Below are 15,415 nucleotides of genomic sequence, written 5' to 3'. Positions count from 1 at the left end.
CAAACCAAAACCAGCCCAGGCGACCAGACGATGCCTAAACTACCAACACCACCCAATAAATCCAACAAACGGACAAACACCTATGGACAACGCCAAAGCAGTCCTATTACGGCTTCGAATTACTGTTTTGCAGGGGTAAGGCGAAATCGACCACGGTCGCTATCAAAAAAGCAGCTTTTGCCGTGCCCGGCCCAACTCAGCGTGACCCCTCGGCAGTAGCAGGCATACTCAGGCCGCAGATAGCCGCGCTCCTGTGAGAGCAACGTCACAAAGGCTTGGGAATAACTTTTGCGCACGTAACATTTCTCAACGTCCGTTCGCTATGTTATTGACGAGACACCTAACGTATTCCGGTGAGCACCTCAACCAACACTTCCCCAGCAGCTGGCAAGACCGGCTTCCGGCTCCCCAAGTGGGCCGGTTCCTTCGGCGTCCAGATCATCGCAGCCCTCATCATCGGCCTCGTCCTCGGCCTCATCGCCAAGTACACGGGCAGCACCAAAACAGCCCCCAACGGCCTCGGCGCAACTCTCCAGACGGTCGGCTCCAGCTACGTCTCGTTGCTGCAGACCGCCGTCGTTCCTTTGATTTTCACCGCCGTGGTGAGCTCCATCGCGAACCTGCGTCAGGTGTCCAACGCAGCGCGCCTGGCCTGGAACACGCTGCTCTGGTTTGCCATCACGTCACTGGTCTCGGTACTGATCGGCATCGGCCTGGGCGTGCTCCTGCAGCCGGGGGCCGCTACCGGCATCACAGAGGAAGCCAAGTACGCCGGCAAGACCGGTGACTGGTGGGCCTTCCTCATCGGCCTGTTCCCCAAGAACTTCCTCGGCCTCGGCGCCAGCTCCACTGTCACCGAAAGCGCCAACGCTGCCACGACGGTCAGCACCTCCGTCAGCTTCAACGTGCTCCAGATCCTGGTAGTGGCGATCGCCATCGGCGTTGCCGCCCTCAAGGTGGGCAAGCAGGCCGAAGCCTTCCTGACGTTCAACGCTTCCGCGCTTGCCGTCATCCAGAAGGTCCTGTGGTGGATCATCCGCCTAGCACCTCTGGGCACCATTGGCTTGATCGGCAACGCTGTTGCCATCTACGGCTGGGACACCATCGGCGCCCTGGGCAAGTTCACCGCTGCCATTTACATCGGCCTGGCACTGGTGCTCTTCGTCCTGTATCCAATCCTGGTCCGCGTCCACGGCCTCTCTGTGAAGCAGTACTTCTCCGGCGTGTGGCCGGCCGTGCAGCTGGCGTTTGTGTCCCGCTCTTCCATCGGCACGCTGCCGCTCACGCAGCGCGTCACTGAGCGGAACCTGGGTGTCCCCTCCGGCTACGCCTCCTTCGCAGTGCCGCTGGGTGCCACCACCAAGATGGACGGTTGCGCGGCAATCTACCCGGCCATCGCGGCGATCTTCGTAGCCCAGTTCTTCGGCATCAACCTTGACTTCAGCCAGTACCTGCTCATCGTGCTGGTCTCCGTCCTCGGTTCCGCAGCCACGGCCGGTACCACTGGCGCCGTCGTCATGCTGACCCTGACCCTCTCCACGCTGGGACTGCCGCTTGCCGGCGTCGGCCTCCTGCTGGCGATCGACCCGATCCTGGACATGGGCCGCACCGCCGTCAACGTGGCGGGTCAGGCACTGGTCCCGGCCATCGTGGCCAAGCGTCAGGGCATCCTGGACGAGTCGCTGTACAACGCACCCCGCAACGGTGCCGTTTTCGCCGATGAGTATGCCGCCGACAAGGCAGCAGCTGAAGCCGACGAGCGCGAGCTGGCCGACTCGAAGGCTTAGCGGCCACCTGCTGTCATGAGGTGTTGATCCCCCGGGGAGTTCTCCCCGGGGGATTTCCCTGTTTAAGAGGCCAAGACTGGATAGGCTCGGACCATGTTGATCGTCACTTCCAATGAAATCCCGGGCCACCGGATCGATGCCGTCTTCGGCGAAGTCATGGGCCTTACGGTCCGCTCACGGGATATCGGCTCGCAAATGCTTGCCGGCTTCCGTTCCCTCGGCGGCGGCGAGCTGCCCGAAATGACCAAGGCACTGTACGAAAGCCGCCAGGAAGTCATGGCGCGCATGGTCAACGAAGCACAGCAGCGCGGTGCCAATGCCATCGTCGCCATGCGTTTCGACACCTCCGAGATGGGCACCAACTGGACCGAAGTCTGCGCGTACGGCACCGCCGTCTACGTACTTCCCCTGGGTGAAGGTGAGCCCGGGGCTACGGGTCAGTCGGTCTACCTCACCAAGACGGCCGCCCAGCAGACGGCTCAGCCTGCGGCCGCGGCTCAACCCCGGCAGCCCACCCCACCGGCTCCCCCCACACAGTTCTAAATCAAGCCGTCCACTGATCCCGTTCTTGATCGACCACCTCCCGGCAACGCGAGTGAAGCGAACAGGGACGGGATTTCTTTGCCTCGAGCAGACCCAAATTGCGCAGAGTGCAAACTTGCACTTAGTGTAAGTATGTGACCCAAACCAGCAGCCACGATGCCGCTGCGGAGTCGTCCCTGTCCGAGCCCGCCGCACCGTCACGGCGTGAGCTCAATAAGGCGGCCACCCGCAACTCCATCGCCACAGCAGCCCTGGACCTCTTGCGCAGCAACGGGGCAGGCAACTTCACCGTGGAGGACATCGCCGCCAGCGCCGGCGTTTCCCGCCGCACGTTCTTTAACTACTTCCCCAGCCTCGAGGCGGCCCTGGCATCGGTGGCCGACGGGTTCATGGACCACGCGTTGGAGCAGTTCCGCCTCCGCCCGGCTGACGAGTCAATCCTCGAATCCGCACAGGCCGCATTGATGGCCCTGGCCGACCCGATGTCGGTAGCGCCCATGGCCGAGCTCTTCAGCCTCACGCAGGACAACCGCTCGCTCGCCCGCTCCGAACTCGAAGCTTGGGAACACTGCACCGGACAAATCATCGACGCCGCCCGCAGCCGCTTGGGCGAAGGCATCAGTGAGCTCTACCTCCATGCGCTGGCCGGCTCGGTCATCTCCTGCGGCAAAGCTGCCATGACTGTTTGGTTCGCCGAACATGGTCCGGACCTCTCCCCGGCATCCTTGGCCGCACTGCGCCAGCACCTCATCGATGCCATGGGCCTCCTGGGCGCCGGCTTCGCGCCGCCGTCGGACGCTTCAGCCTCCCCTTCCGTTACAACCACCACAGATCGGTTCTGACATGGCCTCGTTCCTTTACCGTCTCGGCAAATTCTCGTATCGGCGCCGCTGGCTGGTCATCTCGATCTGGCTGGCGGTCATGGTGGCCGTGGGCGGCTCCGCCGCAGCGTTCCACGGCACCATGTCCAACAACTTCACCATCCCGGGCACCGAAACCCAGCGGATGGCCGACAAGCTCAAGGAAGCCTTGCCGGATTCCTCGGGCGGCTCCGCCAGCGTGGTGTTCGACGCCGGGGATGCCGGTTTTGACCAGGCCAAGAAGGACGCCGTGACTGCGGCGCTCGAGAAGCTCCAGACGCTCCCGGACGTGCAGGGCACCGTAAACCCCTTCACCACGCAAGAGCAGCTGGACAATTCCGCTGCTGAGATCGCTGCCGGCGAAGCGACGGCCGCCGAGGGCCAGGCCCAGCTTGATGCTTCCCGCGCGCAGTTGGAAGCGGGCGAGGCCCAACTCGCCGGGTTGGAACAGCAACTCGCTGCCTCTGGCCTTACACCCGCCCAGATTGAAGCCCAGTTGGCGCCGCAGCGCGCGGAATTTGCTGCCAACAAGGAAAAGCTCGACGCCGGAGCCAAGGAAGCTGCCGACGGCGCCGCCGCATTGGCTCTGGGCAAGCGACAGCTCGAAGCATCTGAAGGCCTCCGCTTTGTTTCCAGTGACAACAAAGCCGCCGTAGCGCAGGTTCAGTTCAAGACCTCCATCAACGCCGTCGATCCTGCCGTCCGCGAGGAAGTCCAGGAGATCGTCCACGGCGTCTCGTCCGCAGGGGTCACTGCTTATGCCAGCAAGGAAATCACCGAGGACGTCTCGGAGATCTTCGGCATCGCTGAAATCGTCGGCGTCGCAGTTGCTGCCCTGGTCCTGATCCTCATGCTCGGCACGCTCATCGCCGCGGGCCTGCCGCTCCTCATGGCCCTCATCGGTGTTGCCGTTGGCGTCGGCGGAACCTTCGCCCTCACCAGCGTGATCGACATGAGCTCCATCTCCCCCATGCTCGCCCTGATGCTCGGCCTCGCGGTGGGCATCGACTACTCGCTGTTTATCGTCAACCGCCACCGGACGCAGCTCCTGGCGGGCATGGACGCTGAAGAGTCTGCGGCGTTGGCCACGGGCACGTCCGGAAACGCTGTGCTGTTCGCCGGTCTCACCGTCATCATCGCCCTCGCAGCTTTGGTGGTTCCTGGACTGCCCTTCCTCGCCGTGATGGGTGTTGCTGCCGCAGCGACAGTTGCTGTCGCCGTCGTCGTGGCTTTGACCCTGACGCCCGCCGTTCTTGCGCTGATCGGCCGCAGGCTCATCTCAAAGCGCGCCTGGGCCAAGGCCGCCAAGCACAACGCCGAGCCCGGTCACGAAGCCGCCGACCGCGAACTCGAAGAGAAGCGCAGCAGCGGCGGCTGGGGCGGCATGGTGACGCGCCACCCTTGGGTTGCCTTGATCCTCAGCGTGGTCCTGCTCGGCGCCGTTGCACTGCCGGCTTCCCAGCTGCGGCTGGCACTGCCCGACGGCGGCTCCGAGCCGGTGGATTCGCAAGCCTTCAAGGCTTACGACCTCACCCGCAGCAGCTTCGGCGAAGGCGTGACGGGACCGATCATCGTGGTTGGCGAATTCCCCGAAGGCCTCAGCGAGAACGACGCCAAGAATAAGCAGTTCGACGTGGCGGACCAGCTTCGCAGCGTTGAGAACGTCGTCGCAGCCGTGCCCATTGCCCTGAGCGAAGACCGCCGCACCACCGTCTTCCAGGTCATTCCCAAGGAAGGTCCAGCCAGCGCCGGCACCGTGCAGGTGGTATCCGATCTTCGTGCCAAGGGCTCAGCAATTCAGGACGACCTGGACGTGACCATAGGCTTGACCGGTCAAACCGCGGGCAACATTGACGTTTCCAACAAGCTCGGGGCTGCCTTGCCGCCGTACTTGGCAATCGTCGTCGGGCTTTCCCTGCTCCTGTTGCTCCTGGTGTTCCGCTCGATCGTTGTGCCGTTGCTGGCCACGGGTGGATTCCTGCTCTCGCTGGCCGCTGCCTTCGGCGCCGTGGTTGCTGTGTACCAGTGGGGCTGGCTGGGAGGGATCTTCGACGTCGCCAACCCCGGCGCTGTGCTGAGCTTCCTGCCCATCATCCTGATCGGTGTGCTGTTCGGCCTCGCCATGGACTACCAGGTGTTCATCACCTCCGGCATGCGTGAATCCTTCATGCACGGTGAGTCCGCCAAGCATGCCGTCCGCTCCGGATTCAGCCACGCTGCTGCTGTGGTCACCGCGGCCGCGATCATCATGGTCAGCGTGTTCTCCGGCTTCATCTTCAGCCACCTCACCATGGTCCGGCCGCTCGGCTTCGCGATGGCCTTCGGTGTGCTGATCGATGCCTTCGTGGTCCGTATGACCATCGTCCCGGCTGTCATGTACCTCTTGGGCGAGAAAGCCTGGTGGTTGCCGAAATGGCTGGAGCGCATCCTCCCGGATGTGGACGTTGAAGGCGCCAAGCTGAACCGTACCGACCGTTCCAAGGCAGAATCCGAGGAACTGGTCCACTAACCCTCTCTCACAAACCAACGCATTTGCCCGACGCTCTATCACTTGCCTGACGCAAGTGAGCGAGCGTTCGGTTTAAGCACGCGGGATGTGGATGAGCGTCGGGGATTTGGGGGCGGGATGTGAGTGAGCGTCGTATTAGGCTGGGGGCGTGACCCGATTGATCCTTGCCTCCCAGTCCCCTGCCCGCACCAAGCTGCTCACCGAGGCTGGGATCCAGCACGAAGTCCTCGTCTCGGATGTCGATGAGAACGCGGTCCAGGCCAAGTACGGTGTGACGGACCCGCACGATACCGCCCTCCTGCTGGCACGGGCCAAGGCCGAGGCCGTAGCCGCACTCCCCGAGTCCGAAGGCGCCTTGGTCATCGGCTGCGATTCGGTATTTGAGTTCGACGGCGAATCCCACGGCAAGCCCTACACCGCGGAGGTCGCCAGGGAACGGATGCTGCGGATGAGCGGCTCGCAGGGAGTGCTTCATACCGGGCACTGGCTTGTCGATTGCCGGGACACCGCCGCGGACGTTGAAGACGGCGAGGACGCCGATACCCCCGAAGGCACAGGGGCCACGGTGGGTGCCGTTTCGAGTGCCGAAGTCCACTTCGCCGACATGACCTCGAGCGACATTGACGCCTACATCGCCACCGGCGAACCCCTGCACTGCGCCGGGTCCTTCACCATCGACGGCTTGGGTGGGGCTTTCATCCGCAAGGTGGACGGTGACCCGCACGCCGTCGTCGGGCTTTCCATCTCCACCCTCCGCGATTTGCTGGTGCACGCGAACGTGGGCATCACGGAGCTGTGGGACACGGACGTCCAGTAGAAGCGATTTGTAGCAACCCTACAAAGGAACATCCCCTCACACACGGAATCCCCCATCAATATGGGCGGAACCCTCACAATCACGCTAGGCTCCTCAAGGACAGAAGGAGTCAACAACTTGTCAGCTAACCCGGCGCAGCCCATTTCCAGCCCTCTTACCAAGGTCTTGATTGCCAACCGCGGCGAAATCGCGGTCCGCATCATCCGAGCTGCCCGGGACGAGGGCATTGCCTCCGTCGCCGTCTACGCAGATCCTGACCGCGACGCCCTGCATGTCCGCCTCGCTGACGAAGCTTATGCACTGGGTGGCAACACCGCAGCCGAGTCGTACCTGGTGATGGACAAGATCATCGAGGTCGCCAAGCAGTCCGGCGCCGACGCGATCCACCCCGGCTACGGTTTCCTGGCGGAGAACGCCGAGTTCGCTGCCAAGGTCATCGACGCCGGCATCACCTGGATTGGCCCCTCCCCTGAGGCGATCTCGGCCTTGGGCGACAAGGTCCAGGCCCGCCACATCGCCGAAAAGGTTGGCGCCCCCTTGGTCCCCGGCACGGCTGACCCGGTGGAATCGGCCGACGAGATCCTGAAGTTTGCCGAGGAATTCGGTCTGCCCATCGCCATCAAGGCCGCCTTCGGTGGCGGCGGACGCGGCATCAAGGTTGCCCGCACCATGGACGAAATCCCGGAACTGTACGAATCGGCAGTCCGCGAAGCCACCGCAGCTTTTGGCCGTGGCGAATGCTTCATTGAGCGCTTCCTCGATGCCCCCCGCCACGTCGAAACCCAGTGCTTGGCCGACGCTTACGGCAATGTGGTGGTGGTCTCCACCCGCGACTGCTCGCTGCAGCGCCGCAACCAGAAGCTGGTTGAGGAAGCCCCCGCTCCGTACCTGAGCGAAGAGCAGAACAAGCGACTTTACGAGTCCTCCAAGGCCATCCTGAAGGAAGCCAACTACCTGGGCGCCGGAACCTGCGAATTCCTGGTGGGCCAGGACGGCACCATCTCCTTCCTTGAGGTCAACACCCGCCTCCAGGTGGAGCATTGCGTCTCCGAGGAAGTCACGGGAATCGACCTCGTCCGCGAACAGTTCCGCATCGCCCGCGGTGAAGCACTCGGCTACGACGACCCCGAGGTCCGCGGCCACTCCTTCGAGTTCCGCATCACCGGCGAAGATCCGGGCCGCAACTTCATGCCCGCCCCCGGCACCATCACCACCCTGAAGAACCCTACGGGTCCCGGCATCCGGATCGATTCCGGCGTCGAGCAGGGTGACGTCATCAGCGGCAACTTCGACTCCATGCTGTCCAAGCTGATCGTTACCGGCGCTTCCCGCCAGCAGGCCCTTCAGCGTTCACGCCGGGCGCTGGAGGAGATGGTGGTAGAGGGCATCCCCACGGTCATCCCGTTCGACCTCGCAGTGGTCACCGACCCCGATTTCGCTCCAACTGAAGGACCGTTCAAGGTTCACACACGCTGGATCGAGACCGAGTTCGTCAACAGCATTCCCGCTTGGTCGGCCAGCGGTGCCGGTGCTGAAGCGCCCGACGCCGGTGAGCGGCAGCGCGTCGTCGTCGAGGTTGGTGGCAAGCGCCTTGAGGTCGTTCTGCCGTCAGGCCTGGGCGGCACCGTGGCCGCGGTGTCCAGCGGTTCGGGCGCCAAGGGCGGCAAGTCCAAGAAGCGCTCACGTTCGGCCGGCGCCACCGCGGCCGCAGCCGGCGGCAATGCATTGACCTCTCCCATGCAGGGCACCATCGTCAAGGTGGCGGCTGCAGAGGGCGACGTCGTGGCAGAAGGCGACCTGATCGTGGTGCTGGAAGCCATGAAGATGGAACAGCCGCTCACCGCCCACAAGGCCGGCACCGTGCGTGGCCTCGCCGCCACCGCTGGTGAGACGGTCGCCGCCGGCGCTGTCATCGCCACCATTGAGGACTAACACCAAGAACCCCTTGACGACGCCGGCCCCGCACCGTTTGGTGCGGGGCCGGCGTCGTAAGTGAGCTAATCAGGCGACGTTGTTCTCGTAATCCATGTCCTTGGTTTCCCGGGTCAGCCACAGGGCAATGAACGTGACCACGGCGGCGGCGGCCATGTACGCACCGACGAGCCAGGTGCTGCCGTTCGCCGCCGACCAGAGGGCGATGGCGACGAAGGACGCCGGGGCCGCACCGATCATGGAGGACAGGTTGTAGGCCACCGCGGAACCGGTGTAGCGGACGTTGGCCGGGAACAGTTCGGGCAGGATGGCCGCCATGGGTCCGAAGGTCAGGCCCATGAGTGTGAAGCCAACGATCAGGCCCACCATCGCAGCTGCCTGGCCCGGACCGAACATGGTGAACCAGAGCGCGCCGAACACGAAGATGCCGGCCGTGACGCCCAGCAGGAACTTGCGGCGGCCCCACTTCTCAGCCAGCGGTCCGGAGACCACGGTGAAGATACCGAAGAACACAACACCGATGATGAGCATCCAGAGGAAGTCTGATCGGGTGATTCCCAGGCCAGGAACAAACGCGGCGATCTGGTCTGCCGTCATGGGCTTGCCGGCCTTTTCGGCAGCAGCCTGGGCGCCTTCCAGCGTGGGCTTGGTGCCGTAGGACAGGGTGAACGTGGTCATGATGTAGAAGAGCACGTAGGTGGCGAACATGATGAAGGTACCGGCAACAACGGGGCGCCAGTGGCTCTTGAGGGTAGCGGCGAGGGGCAGCTTCTGCACCTTCTCCTGCTCGATCACCTTGGTGAAGGACACACTCTCCACCAGCTTCAGGCGAACATAGAGTCCCACGATGACCAGAACCGCGCTGAGGATGAACGGTACGCGCCAGCCCCACGAGAGGAACTCTTCGGCGCTGAGGGACACGTTCATCCAAATGAAGATCACGTTGGCGATGATGAAGCCGATGGGTGCGCCCAACTGCGGGAACGTACCGTAGATGGCGCGCTTGCCCTCGGGCGCGTTTTCGGTGGCGAGCAGGGCTGCGCCGGACCATTCACCACCCAGGGCCAGGCCCTGGAAGAAGCGCAGAATCACCAGCATGATCGGGGCGAGGATCGCCCATCCCGCCATGGAGGCCGTGGGCAGGAGGCCGATGAGGAAGGTTGCGATACCCATGGTCAGCAGGGAGGCAACCAGGGTGCCCTTGCGGCCGATCTTGTCACCAAAGTGACCGAAGACCACGGCACCGATCGGGCGTGCGAAGAAGGCGACACCAAAGATGGCGAACGCACTGAGCAGAGCATTGATGTCAGTGGCGTCGGGGAAGAAGAGCTTGGGGAAGACGAGTACCGACGCGGTGGCATAGGCATAGAAGTCGTAGAACTCGATCGTCGTGCCGATCAGGCTTGCGAAGATCACCTTGCCCCGTGAGTTCACTGGCTTAGTGGACTCACCTTCCTTGGATGGTGCAGTGGAAGACATGTGTTTGCAGCTTTCTTTTACGCCGGCCGATGCCCCAGGAGCGGACCCGGCGAGGGATTATTCGAGAGTTCAATAATAGTTCCCGCTGTCCATTGACTGGACAACTAAGTCCAACATGCGGACACACAAGAAAATCTCACCTTGTGGTCCGCGCCACATTACCTCACCATCGCCTCACGCGCTGGTGACCCCGCCGATAGGGAAATGTCACAGCACGTTTACAAACGGCGCCCGTCCACGAAATGCGCGAAACCTACCTTGGAAGAACAACGTCCCCCACCAAGGAGGCACTCCGTGACTGTTGACCGCTCCGCAGATGAACTGGCCCCTGCCCAGTCCACTGCCACCGCCGCCCCCGTCCTTGACCACCGCCCCGGCCGCTGGATTGCCAACTGGGATGCCGAAGACAAGGGCCAGTGGGAAGCCGAAGGCCGGTCCATCGCCAAGCGAAACCTCTACTGGTCGATCTTCGCCGAATTCCTCGGCTTCGTCGTCTGGCAGCTGTGGTCCATTGTGGTGGTCCAGCTCCCCGCAGCAGGCTTTACCTTCGACACCAACCAGATCTTCTGGCTCATCTCCATCCCCAGCCTTGTAGGCGCAACGCTCCGCATTCCCTATACATTCATGGTTCCCAAGTTCGGTGGCCGGAACTGGACCATCGTCTCGGCGTTGCTCCTGCTGATCCCCACCACAGGCCTGGCCATCTGTGTCTCCAACCCGGAGACACCCTTCGGCATCATGCTCCTCATGGCCGGTCTGGCCGGCTTCGGTGGCGGCAACTTCGCCAGCTCGATGGCCAACATCACCTTCTTCTACCCCGCACGCGAAAAGGGTTGGGCGCTGGGCCTGAACGCTGCCGGCGGCAACCTCGGTGCCGCCGTCGCACAGCTTGTTGTCCCCATCGCCATCACCCTGCTGGCCGCCGGAACCGTCAACCTGCCCATGGCGGGAATCATCTGGATTCCGCTGATCATCATCGCCGCCTTCGGCGCCTTCAAGTACATGAACAACCTCACCAGCGCCAAGGGTGACGTGGCCGGCTCCCTGGCCGCCCTCAAGGAACCGCATCTGTGGATCATGGCGTTCCTGTACATCGGAACTTTCGGCTCCTTCATCGGCTTCGCAGGTGTCTTCCCCAAACTGATCAAGGACTACTTCCCGGACTTCTCGTCCATCCATGTTGGCGCGGTAGCGCTCTCATTGGCCTTCCTCGGCCCGCTGGTCGGCTCCCTGGCCCGTCCCTACGGTGGCCGCATGGCCGACCGCATGGGCGGGGCACGCATGACCATCGCCTCGTTCGCTTCCATGGCCGTCATCACGCTGACCATGATCTGGACACTGCCCCTGAAGAACTTCTGGCTCTTCCTCACCTTGTTCCTGCTGCTCTTCCTGGCCAGCGGCTTCGGGAACGGCGCCACGTACCGCATGATCCCGGTGATCTTCGCAACCTCCAGCCGGGCGGCACGCTCAGGCGCCCCCAGCGCCACCACGGCTCGGCTTGCCTCGTCCTCCCTGGGCCTGATCTCCGCGATCGGCGCCTACGGCGGCTTCGTCATCCCGCAGGTACTCAACGCTTCCAACTCGGCCAGCGGCTCCTACACCCCGGCGTTCTACGGCTTCGTCGGAGCCTATGTCCTGATGCTCGCCGTCTGCTGGGCCTGCTACATCCGCCCTGCCCGGAAGCGCAACACGATCGGACACATCTAGATGCCCAACGGCGCCGATACCCACTGCCCCTACTGCGCGCTCCAGTGCGCCATGACGCTGACCCCGGCTGCCTCTGCAGCCGGGACAGCGGCAGCGCCCACCGCAGAACCGGCCACCCCCGCCGTCCCGCTCGAGGTTTCAGGGCGCGACTTCCCCACCAACCGGGGCGGGCTGTGCCGCAAAGGCTGGACATCGGCGTCGTTGTTGCGCCACAACGGCCGCGTCACTGAGCCGATGCTCAAAGGCTCCGACGGCGTCCATCAGCCCATCTCCTGGGACCAGGCCCTCATGCTGATCACCGCAGCCGTTAAAGACACCCAGCAGCAGTATGGGAACGACGCTGTTGGAGTCTTCGGCAGCGGCGGCCTCACCAACGAGAAGGCTTACCTGCTGGGCAAATTCGCCCGGTTGGCACTCCGGACCTCACGCATCGACTACAACGGCCGGTTCTGCATGTCATCCGCAGCAGCCGCCGGCAACCGCGCCTTCGGTGTGGACCGCGGGCTCCCCTTCCCGGTCTCCGACCTCGACACCGCGTCCGTGATCCTCATGCTCGGTTCAAACGTGGCCGAGACCATGCCGCCCTTCGTCCAGCACCTCCAGGGCGCGCGCGACGCCGGCGGGCTGATAGTGGTGGACCCGCGCCGCTCGGCTACTGCAGCATTCACGGGCGACGGCGGCGGCCTCCACTTGCAGCCGACGCCCGGCACCGATTTGGCCCTCCTGTTGGGCATTTCACACGTCGTGGTCCACGAAGGCCTGGCAGACTCTGAGTACATCGCCGCCAACACCAGTGGATACGCGGCCGTGGTGCGCAGCCTCAACGCCTTCTGGCCGGAGCGCGTCCAGTCCATCACCGGCGTGCCCGCCACCCTCATCCGTGAGACGGCCCGACGTTTGGCCCAAGGTGCCCGTGACGGCGGCAGCTACATCCTCAGCGGCCGTGGCGTGGAGCAGCACGTGGACGGCACCGACACCGCCACCGCAGCCATCAATCTGAGCCTCATCCTCGGGCTACCGGGCTCGGCCCGCAGCGGCTACGGCACCCTCACCGGCCAAGGTAACGGCCAGGGTGGCCGTGAGCATGGCCAGAAGGCGGACCAGCTCCCGGGCTACCGCAAGATCACCGACCCCGCGGCGCGCGCCCACGTCGCCGGTGTGTGGGGCGTCGACGAGTCACTCATCCCCGGGCCCGGCCTGCCCGCCGTCGAACTTCTCACGTCGCTGGGACAGCCCGACGGCGTCCGCTGCCTTTTCGTGCACGGCGCCAACGTGGTGGTGTCGGCTCCGGACACAAACGCAGTGACCCGGGGTCTCCGCAGCCTGGACTTCCTGGTGGTGTGCGACTTCTTCATGTCCGAGACCGCCGCCGAGGCTGACCTGGTCCTACCCGTCACCCAGTGGGCCGAGGAAGAGGGCACGCTGACCAACCTCGAGGGCCGGGTGATCCGTCGCCGGCGCGCGCTGACGCCACCCCCGGGTGTCCGCAGCGAGCTGTGGCTCATGGCCCGGCTTGCCGGGATGCTTGACGCTCCTTCAACGTTCAGCGATGACCCCGAGACCGTGTTTGAAGAGCTTCGATTGGCCTCTGCCGGCGGTCTGGCCGATTACTCGGGCATCGACTACGCCCTGCTGGACCGCGGCGAAGCTGCCTATTGGCCCTACCCCGTGGGCAGTACGGGCACTCCACGGCTCTTCGGCGATGGGTTCGCCCACGCCGATGGCCGCGCGGTGATGGTTCCGGTCACTCCGTCCAGGCGGGCCGTACGTTCATTCGCCGATGACTCCCTTGCACTTGCCACCGGCCGCCTCCTGGAGCATTACCAGTCCGGCGCCCAGACCCGTCGTGTCAGCGAGCTCCTGGCGTCCCAGCCGCAAGCCCGACTGCTCATCCACCCCGGGACGGCGGCAGCGCGGGGCCTGGCCGACGGCGACTACGCCACCGTCACCAACGAGCGGGGCGAGGTCCTCTGCCGCGCCGAACTCAGCAATACCGTCCGCCCGGACACTGTTTTCCTGCCGTTCCACTTCCCTGGGCAGGAAAACGCCAACCGCCTCACGGAGGCGGCCACAGATCCTATTTCCGGTATGCCGGAGTTCAAGACCAGCCGGGTTTGGGTCCGGAAGGCGGCCGCTACGCAGGACGCTTCTTCCGTTCCCGGACGGTTCGGGATGCCATTGCACGTCAAGGAGGCTTCATGAGCGAGCGCATTGTTGTTGTTGGATTCGGGCCAGTGGCTGCCCGGCTCGTGGACGAACTGCTCCCCGCTGTCCGGACGGGTCTGGTCCAGTTGCTCGTAGTAGGTCAGGAAGCCGAAGCCGCGTACAACCGCGTGATGGTGGCTGAACTGGCCGTCGGCCGTACCACCGCCGACGCTTTGGCGATGGCAGACGCTTCCGATTTGGAGTCCGACGGCGTGCAGGTGCGGCTGGGCGTCAAGGTCAAAAGGATCGACCGCGCCCGCCAACACGTAGTCCTCTCCGATGGCACCACCGAACACTACGACCGCTTGGTGTTCGCCACGGGGTCCCGGCCCGTAATTCCCAACCTCACCGGACTGAACCCGGATCCTTCCGGTCCCGTACTTCCGGCCGGGGTCACTGCGCTGCGTGATCTGAAGGACGCGGCCGTCCTCCGTGCGGCCGTGGCTGGCGGCAAGCGCGTGGTGGTGCTGGGTGGCGGCGTTCTTGGCCTTGAGACTGCGCTCGCGGCCGCGGAGGAAGGCGCCCAAGCAACCGTGGTCCACAACGGCCCCTTCCCCCTGGGTCGCAGCATCGACCGCGGAAGCGGGTCCGTGCTGACCAACAGTTTGCGGGCAGGCGGTGTCCGGATGGCAGGCAACGCGCGTTCCACCGGCGTGGAAACGGCTGGTCCCGGCGGCAGCTTCTCCGCGTTGCTGCTGGATGACGGCTCCGCGATCGACGGCGACCTGCTGGTGTTGTCCTGTGGTGTCCGCCCGCGGATCGAACTGGCCGAGGGCTGCGGACTTCCTGTGGCGTCCGGCATCCTGGTGGACCACCATCTCCGGACCTATCACGAGCCCCACATGTTCGCGATCGGCGACTGCGCCGAGGTCCGCTGCCCCGATGCTGCGTGCGTGGACTGCAGGACGGCCGGCGGCCCCTCAGGGTTGGTGGGGCCCGGGTGGCGGCAGGCTGAGTGGCTGGCCGAATACTTGACGGTGTTGGCGCGGGACGGTCAATCCGTTGCCGACGCCCTGGAGCCCCTTCCCAAGGAAAAGCCCGGAGTGGTGGTCCTGAAGGCCCGCGGCATCAACCTTGCAGTGGCTGGCGACAACCACGCTGACATGTGGGACGAAGAATTGTTGGAAGCAGGCGCTACGTCCGGGCGTGCCCGCCGACAGATTTCACAGTGGGCCGACCCCGAGCATGGCCGCTACGTCAAGATGACCACCCGCGGCGGAGTCCTGGAGGGCTTGGTGGCAGTGGGCATGCCCCGGACTGCTGCGGAGCTCGTAGTCCTCTTCGAGCGCTCCTCTGAGCTGCCGGCGGACCGCTCCTTGCTGCTCCGACTCGACGGGCCCGACCAGCTCGATGCCGGTGGCGCCACGAGCAACGATCCCCAGCGGACCGTGTGCCGTTGCGCCGGCGTGAATGCGGCCAGCATTGAGGATTCCGTGCTGGCGGGCTGCAGCACGGTTGGCGAGGTCTCCAAGGCCACTCGCGCCGGTACAGGCTGCGGAGGATGCCGTGAAGACATCAAAGGGATCATCGAAAAACATTTCCAAGCGGCTGCCGCCTGAAGCCGCGTAACTCCCTA

10 protein-coding genes are annotated in these 15,415 nt (G+C 64.5%); 9 read left to right on the top strand and 1 reads right to left on the bottom strand.

The window, feature by feature from the left end:
• Nucleotides 1–353: 353 nt before the first annotated feature.
• The 6 genes from FQP90_RS22045 to FQP90_RS22020 all read left to right on the top strand — a co-directional run bounded on the left by FQP90_RS22045 (nucleotide 354) and on the right by FQP90_RS22020 (nucleotide 8,448).
• Complete coding sequence (locus FQP90_RS22045) at nucleotides 354–1,787, top strand: dicarboxylate/amino acid:cation symporter (protein WP_144653206.1); 1,434 nt, start codon at nucleotides 354–356, stop codon at nucleotides 1,785–1,787.
• Between the two features lie 93 nt (nucleotides 1,788–1,880).
• Complete coding sequence (locus FQP90_RS22040) at nucleotides 1,881–2,330, top strand: YbjQ family protein (RefSeq protein WP_144653205.1); 450 nt, start codon at nucleotides 1,881–1,883, stop codon at nucleotides 2,328–2,330.
• Between the two features lie 134 nt (nucleotides 2,331–2,464).
• Nucleotides 2,465–3,172, top strand: coding sequence for a TetR family transcriptional regulator (locus FQP90_RS22035; RefSeq protein ID WP_144653204.1), 708 nt, complete (start codon nucleotides 2,465–2,467; stop codon nucleotides 3,170–3,172).
• Between the two features lies 1 nt (nucleotide 3,173).
• Nucleotides 3,174–5,699 carry an MMPL family transporter gene (locus FQP90_RS22030; RefSeq protein WP_144653203.1) on the top strand — a complete coding sequence of 842 codons (2,526 nt, stop codon included), beginning with the start codon at nucleotides 3,174–3,176 and terminating at the stop codon, nucleotides 5,697–5,699.
• 148 nt (nucleotides 5,700–5,847) lie between these two features.
• Nucleotides 5,848–6,516 (top strand): Maf family protein, encoded by a 669-nt coding sequence (locus FQP90_RS22025; RefSeq protein WP_144653202.1) that lies wholly within the window; start codon nucleotides 5,848–5,850, stop codon nucleotides 6,514–6,516.
• A gap of 60 nt (nucleotides 6,517–6,576) precedes the next feature.
• Nucleotides 6,577–8,448 (top strand): acetyl/propionyl/methylcrotonyl-CoA carboxylase subunit alpha, encoded by a 1,872-nt coding sequence (locus FQP90_RS22020; RefSeq protein WP_144653201.1) that lies wholly within the window; start codon nucleotides 6,577–6,579, stop codon nucleotides 8,446–8,448.
• Between the two features lie 69 nt (nucleotides 8,449–8,517).
• Here FQP90_RS22020 and FQP90_RS22015 read toward each other — a convergent pair whose 3' ends face one another.
• The gene (locus tag FQP90_RS22015; RefSeq protein WP_144653200.1) at nucleotides 8,518–9,927 is read right to left on the bottom strand and encodes an MFS transporter; all 1,410 of its coding nucleotides are present in this window, start codon (nucleotides 9,925–9,927) and stop codon (nucleotides 8,518–8,520) included.
• Nucleotides 9,928–10,221: 294 nt separating this feature from the next.
• Between FQP90_RS22015 and FQP90_RS22010 the strand changes: the two genes are divergently transcribed.
• Genes FQP90_RS22010 through FQP90_RS22000 form a run of 3 tightly spaced genes read left to right on the top strand, consistent with a single transcriptional unit; the run spans nucleotide 10,222 to nucleotide 15,398 of the window.
• Nucleotides 10,222–11,634: an MFS transporter gene (locus FQP90_RS22010; RefSeq protein WP_144653199.1), complete on the top strand. Its 1,413-nt coding sequence runs from the start codon at nucleotides 10,222–10,224 to the stop codon at nucleotides 11,632–11,634.
• On the top strand, nucleotides 11,635–13,836 hold the full coding sequence (locus FQP90_RS22005) for a molybdopterin oxidoreductase family protein (protein WP_144653198.1): 2,202 nt from the start codon (nucleotides 11,635–11,637) through the stop codon (nucleotides 13,834–13,836). It abuts the gene before it with no gap.
• Nucleotides 13,833–15,398: an FAD-dependent oxidoreductase gene (locus FQP90_RS22000; protein ID WP_144653197.1), complete on the top strand. Its 1,566-nt coding sequence runs from the start codon at nucleotides 13,833–13,835 to the stop codon at nucleotides 15,396–15,398. Before FQP90_RS22005 ends, FQP90_RS22000 begins: the two co-directional genes overlap by 4 nt.
• Nucleotides 15,399–15,415 lie beyond the last annotated feature (17 nt).

Origin of the sequence: Paenarthrobacter nitroguajacolicus, assembly GCF_007786235.1 — a bacterium.
Classification (GTDB): Bacteria; Actinomycetota; Actinomycetes; order Actinomycetales; family Micrococcaceae; genus Arthrobacter; species Arthrobacter nitroguajacolicus_A.
Note: the sequence above shows the minus strand (reverse complement) of the source record. Positions and strands in the feature narration are given on the sequence as shown.

Excerpts from the sequence above, each read along its gene's own strand:
- FQP90_RS22040 (WP_144653205.1), top strand. The coding sequence starts at position 1,881 with ATGTTGATCGTCACTTCCAATGAAATCCCGGGCCACCGGATCGATGCC.
- FQP90_RS22030 (WP_144653203.1), top strand. The coding sequence starts at position 3,174 with ATGGCCTCGTTCCTTTACCGTCTCGGCAAATTCTCGTATCGGCGCCGC.
- FQP90_RS22020 (WP_144653201.1), top strand. The coding sequence starts at position 6,577 with ATGGGCGGAACCCTCACAATCACGCTAGGCTCCTCAAGGACAGAAGGA.
- FQP90_RS22015 (WP_144653200.1), bottom strand. The coding sequence starts at position 9,927 with ATGTCTTCCACTGCACCATCCAAGGAAGGTGAGTCCACTAAGCCAGTG.
- FQP90_RS22005 (WP_144653198.1), top strand. The coding sequence starts at position 11,635 with ATGCCCAACGGCGCCGATACCCACTGCCCCTACTGCGCGCTCCAGTGC.
- FQP90_RS22000 (WP_144653197.1), top strand. The coding sequence starts at position 13,833 with ATGAGCGAGCGCATTGTTGTTGTTGGATTCGGGCCAGTGGCTGCCCGG.